The organism is Sandarakinorhabdus limnophila DSM 17366, assembly GCF_945882885.1.
Taxonomy (GTDB): domain Bacteria; phylum Pseudomonadota; class Alphaproteobacteria; order Sphingomonadales; family Sphingomonadaceae; genus Sandarakinorhabdus; species Sandarakinorhabdus limnophila_A.
Map to the genome: position 1 here is coordinate 1 of NZ_CAMCWT010000097.1, position 4775 is coordinate 4775.

At 62.8% G+C, this 4775-nt stretch carries 5 protein-coding genes and 1 tRNA gene; 3 read left to right on the forward strand and 3 right to left on the reverse strand.

Features of this window, described 5'->3' with window-relative positions; genetic code table 11:
- A partial coding sequence (locus Q7O19_RS12980) for a 2-oxoglutarate and iron-dependent oxygenase domain-containing protein (RefSeq protein WP_303810915.1) occupies positions 1-342 on the reverse strand: 342 nt, incomplete at its 3' end.
- Between Q7O19_RS12980 and Q7O19_RS12985 the strand changes: the two genes are divergently transcribed.
- From Q7O19_RS12985 to Q7O19_RS12995, 3 genes are all read left to right on the forward strand, one after another.
- Positions 341-772, forward strand: coding sequence for a DUF481 domain-containing protein (locus Q7O19_RS12985; protein ID WP_303810916.1), 432 nt, complete (start codon positions 341-343; stop codon positions 770-772). The two genes, Q7O19_RS12980 and Q7O19_RS12985, sit on opposite strands and share 2 nt — an antisense overlap.
- A 67-nt stretch (positions 773-839) precedes the next feature.
- Positions 840-913, forward strand: a tRNA-Met gene (locus tag Q7O19_RS12990).
- A 99-nt stretch (positions 914-1012) separates the two neighbouring features.
- Positions 1013-1975, forward strand: coding sequence for a nitronate monooxygenase family protein (locus tag Q7O19_RS12995; protein ID WP_022678910.1), 963 nt, complete (start codon positions 1013-1015; stop codon positions 1973-1975).
- A 192-nt stretch (positions 1976-2167) separates the two neighbouring features.
- On the opposite strand, the gene secF is transcribed toward Q7O19_RS12995, so the two are convergent.
- Together secF and secD are read right to left on the reverse strand one after the other, a co-directional pair.
- Positions 2168-3115 carry a protein translocase subunit SecF gene (secF, locus tag Q7O19_RS13000; protein ID WP_303810917.1) on the reverse strand — a complete coding sequence of 316 codons (948 nt, stop codon included), beginning with the start codon at positions 3113-3115 and terminating at the stop codon, positions 2168-2170.
- Positions 3116-3125: 10 nt separating this feature from the next.
- Positions 3126-4721 (reverse strand): protein translocase subunit SecD, encoded by a 1596-nt coding sequence (secD, locus tag Q7O19_RS13005; RefSeq protein ID WP_303810918.1) that lies wholly within the window; start codon positions 4719-4721, stop codon positions 3126-3128.
- Positions 4722-4775 lie beyond the last annotated feature (54 nt).

The following is a 4775-nucleotide window of genomic DNA, read 5'->3' on the forward strand; positions in this document are numbered from 1 at the left end:
ATCAGCATAAGCATGGCCCGGCGGCAGTTCGCGGCCCACATGCCAGAATTCCTTCAGATCGGCCTTGGCGTGGCCCTTGGCCGCCTCGACGCCGAAGGGGGTCAGCCCGCGCTGGCCGCCACCGCCGGGTACGACGTAACGGCGCTTCACATCTTCCGACAGCGCAAAGAACGCCTTGGTGGCGGCATTGGCGCTGTCGATCAGTCCCTGATCGATGCCGTGATCGGAAACCACGGCAAAACCGGTGCGGGCAAACGCATCGCCAAAACCGGCAGCGGCGGCAGCCAGATCGGTGTGCACCAGCGAAAGCGGAATCGGCTTGATGTCGGCAGCAAGTGTCATGTCCGCCCTTTGCCCCGGATTCAGGTCGTCTGCCAGTCCCCTTGAATGCGGATCGTACCGGTTGGCCAGTGGCCGCAAGGCCCACCCGGCGCGCATTGCCGCGGTTGATGTGTGCGTGGCGCAGAACAACCTCGGCTGCGGCGAAAGCCCGGGAAGAGCGCTTGGCCCGCCAGGGTGCACCCGGCGGCTGGACCGCCAGTGGCGAAGTGGCAGTTGGGTGATCTCGCCGACGCTGACCTTCACGGAAGCCGTGACTTGCTACAGTGATCAGCGCAACAGTTCGTTTCTGTCTGCCTCGCAAATGACCACGCGGTTGAATGGCCGGCTTTCGGCGCGTTTTTCCTTCCAGTACAACAACGAAAGCAACCCGCCGCCGGGTCGCCTGAACAGCGATACCATCACCCGCGCCACGCTGGTCTACAGTTTCTGAAACCCGGTTGACCCACAGGGACACCGCCACTATAGCAGCGCCTCCCGCTCGCCGGGATGGGGCCTGTGGCAGCGTAGCTCAGTTGGTGAGAGCGCCGGATTCATAACCCGGAGGTCGGCAGTTCAAATCTGCCCGCTGCTACCGTCCCCCCCTGCCACATTCTGCCCTGCGACGAGGATGAGGTGGCAATCCAGCGCCACCACGGCTAAACATCTCTCCGTCATATTGGGGAGAATTTGCATGTCCATTCCTGCCGCCTTCGCTGGCCGCCTGTCGATTCCGGTGATCGGTTCGCCGCTGTTCATCATCTCCGGTCCGGAACTGGTCATGGCGCAGTGCCGCGCCGGCATCATCGGCAGCTTCCCCAGCCTCAACGCCCGGCCATTGGCCCAGTTCGAAGAGTGGCTGCAACGCCTGTCGACTGAACTTGGCCCGAATGATGCGCCCTATGCCGTCAACCTCATCGTCCACCGCTCCAACGATCGGCTGATGGACGATCTGGCGCTGTGCGTCAAATACAAGGTGCCGATGATCATCACGTCGCTGGGCGCGCGCGAAGACGTGAACGAGGCCATTCACAGCTATGGCGGCATCGTCATGCACGACATCATCAACAACAAGTTCGCCAAAAAGGCCGTGGAAAAGGGCGCCGATGGCCTGATCGCCGTTGCCGCCGGTGCGGGCGGCCATGCCGGCACCACCAGCCCGTTCGCGCTGATCCGTGAAATCCGCGAATGGTTCGATGGCCCGCTGGCGCTGTCCGGATCGATCGCCACGGGCGAAGCCGTGCTCGCCGCCCAAGCGATGGGCGCCGATTTCGGCTATATCGGCAGCGCCTTCATCGCCACGCAGGAAGCCCGCGCGGTGCAGGATTACAAGGACATGATCACGCAGAGCGAGTCGTCCGACATTGTCTATTCCAACCTGTTCACCGGCGTGCACGGCAACTATCTGCGCCCGTCCATCGTCAAGGCTGGCATGGACCCCGACAATCTGCCGACCAGCGATCCTTCGGCGATGAATTTCGGCAGCGGCGGTAACACCGATGCCAAGGCATGGAAGGACATCTGGGGCTGCGGCCAGGGCATCGGCGCGGTAAAGTCCGTATTGTCGGCCGGTGAATATGTCGCCAAACTTGTCAGCGAGTATGAAGCCGCCAAAGCTCGGATCGGTCTGGGCCCAGTTGCGGTCGCAGCGGAGTGAATGACATGCAGATGGAACTCAACACGCGCACCCGCGCCCTCTGGCTTGCCGGCGCGCTGATGATGGGGACCCTCAGCCAGTGGTGCATGGCCTTTGGCCCGTGCGGCGCGCCGATCTGAACGCAGCTGCCTGAAACAAAAAGGGCAGGCGTTCCCAGTTGGGAGCGCCGGCCCTTTTTTGTTGGATAAGGCCTCAGCCGATGCGTTCGGCGCCCTTGGCCCGCGCGTCTTCACTGCCGGCAGCGCGCTGTTTCACGCCCAGCGTGATCAGCAGCGACGATGACACGAAGATCGACGAATAGGTGCCGACCACGATGCCCAGCACCATCGCCGCCGTGAAGCCGAAGATCACTTCCGGCCCGAGGAACAGCAGCGCCAGCAGCGCCGCAAGCAGCGTCACCGAGGTCATCACCGTGCGCGGCAGGGTTTCATTCACCGAAAGATCGATGATCTGCTTGATGTCCATCTGGCGGTACTTGCGCAGATTTTCGCGGATACGATCGTCGATCACCACCTTGTCGTTCAGTGAATAGCCGATGATGGTCAGCACGGCGGCCACGATGTTGAGATCGAATTCCAGTTGGGTGAGCGCAAAGAAGCCCAACGTCACCACAACGTCGTGCACTAGCGCCACCACCGTGGAAACGCCGAAATACCATTCAAACCGGAACCAGGTGAACATGGCGACGAACAGCATGGAAAGGCCGACCGCCCACAGACCATCGGTGATCAGTTCTTCCGATACTTTGCCCGACACACTTTCGACGCGAGCGAATTTCACGCCCTTGTAATCCTGCTCCAGCGCGGTGCGCACCTTGCCGACCACGCGCTGCACGGCGCCTTCTTCACCTTCCGGCAACGGCAGGCGGATCAGGATGGTTTGCGGGTTGCCGAACTCCTGCAGGGCAGAATCGCCCACGCCCACGCGGTCCACGCGGCCACGCAGCGTGTCGAGCGCCGGCGGCTGGGCAAATTCCACCTGCATGGTGAGGCCGCCAACGAAATCGACACCAAGGTTGAGGCCGCGCACCGCCAGCAAGGCGCCCGCCCCGATGGTGAGCGCCAGCGTCAGCGCAAAGGCGATGAAGCGGAGTTTGACGAACCCGATGTTCGTGTTGTCGGGAACAAGTTTCAACGGCATCGAATTTTCCTCAGATGCTCAAGGTCGCAGGGCGCGCATTGGTCAGCCAGCGCGCCGCCATCCAGCGCACGATCGTCACCGCGGTGAACACGGAGGTGGCGATCCCGATCGACAGCACCACGGCAAAGCCCTTGATCGGGCCAGAGCCGAACAGGAACATGATGATGGCGACGATGATGTTGAGGCTGTTGGCATCCCAGATGGTGCGGCTGGCTTCCTTGAAGCCGACCTCGACCGAAGCGATCACGCCCCTGCCCTTGCGCTGTTCCTCGCGGATACGTTCGTTGATCAGCACGTTGGCATCAACGGCGGCACCGATGGTCAGCACCATCCCGGCAATGCCGGGCAGCGTGAGGGTGAAGCCGGCAGCCGACATGATGCCCAGGATCATCAGCACGTTGATCACCAGCGCGATCACCGAATAGACGCCAAAGCGGCCATAGGTCATGATCATAAGTCCGGCCACGGCCAACACCGACACGATCGAGGCGATGATCCCGGCCTTGATCGAGTCCGCGCCCAGATCAGGGCCCACCGTGCGTTCCTCCACCACCTTCAGTTCAACCGGCAGCTTGCCGGAACGCAGCAGGATGGCGAGTTCGTTGGCGGTGGCAACGGTGTAATTGCCCATGATGATGCCGCTGCCGCCCAAAATCGGCTCATTGATGTTGGGCGCGGAAATCACCATGCCATCAAGGATGATGGCAAACGGCTTGCCGACATTTTCGGTGGTGGCCTGCGCAAAACGGCGACCACCGGTGGAATCAAACCGGAACGACACGGCGGGCGCACCGTTCTGATCGGTGCTCACCTGGCTGTCGACCAACTGATCGCCGGTGATGATGGCGCGGCGCTTGACGACAACCTGGCCGCCTTCCTGTGCGGTGAGGATCTGGCTGCCGGGAGGGGCGCGGCCCTGCGCCACTTCTTCCGGATCGGCAGCAGTATCGACCAGCTTGAATTCCAGCTTGGCCGTCTTGCCCAACAAAGCCTTCAGCGCTTCGGGATCCTGCAGGCCGGGCACCTGCACGACAATGCGGGTCTTGCCCTGGCGCACGATCGTGGGTTCACGGGTGCCGAGTTCGTCGATGCGCTTGCGGATCACTTCCACGGCCTGCGCCATGGCGCCATCGATGGCGGCCGCAATGCCGGCGGCCGTCGGCGTGACGGTTACCTGGCCCGGCACGCTGCCGCGGCTGATCTCCACTTCACGGGCATTGCCGACACCCAGCGGCGCGGTTGCCTTGTTGAGCAGGCTGATCGCCTGATCGAGCCGTGCCAGATCGGTAACGGTGAAGGTGAGGCGGCCACGGTTCAACGACAGATCCGTGATGGCGATGGCGCCGCCTTCTGCGCTCCGCAGTTCGCCGCGCACCGTATCTTCCAGCGATTCCAGCTTGGCCTTTTCCACATCCTGCGCCGTGGCTTCCAGCATCAGATGCGAACCGCCGCGCAGATCAAGCCCCAGCGGAAGCTGCGATTTGGGCAGGCCATCGGGGATGAGCGCCAATGTGGACGGCGCCAGGGCGTTGGGCAGTGCCAGCAACAGGCACAGCACCACCGTGGCCCACATCGACCAGGTCTTCCACTTGGGGAAATCCAGCATGGGCTCAGGCGCTCTTGTCGTTCGCCGCCGCTGGAAGCCCACGCGGTTTCACAT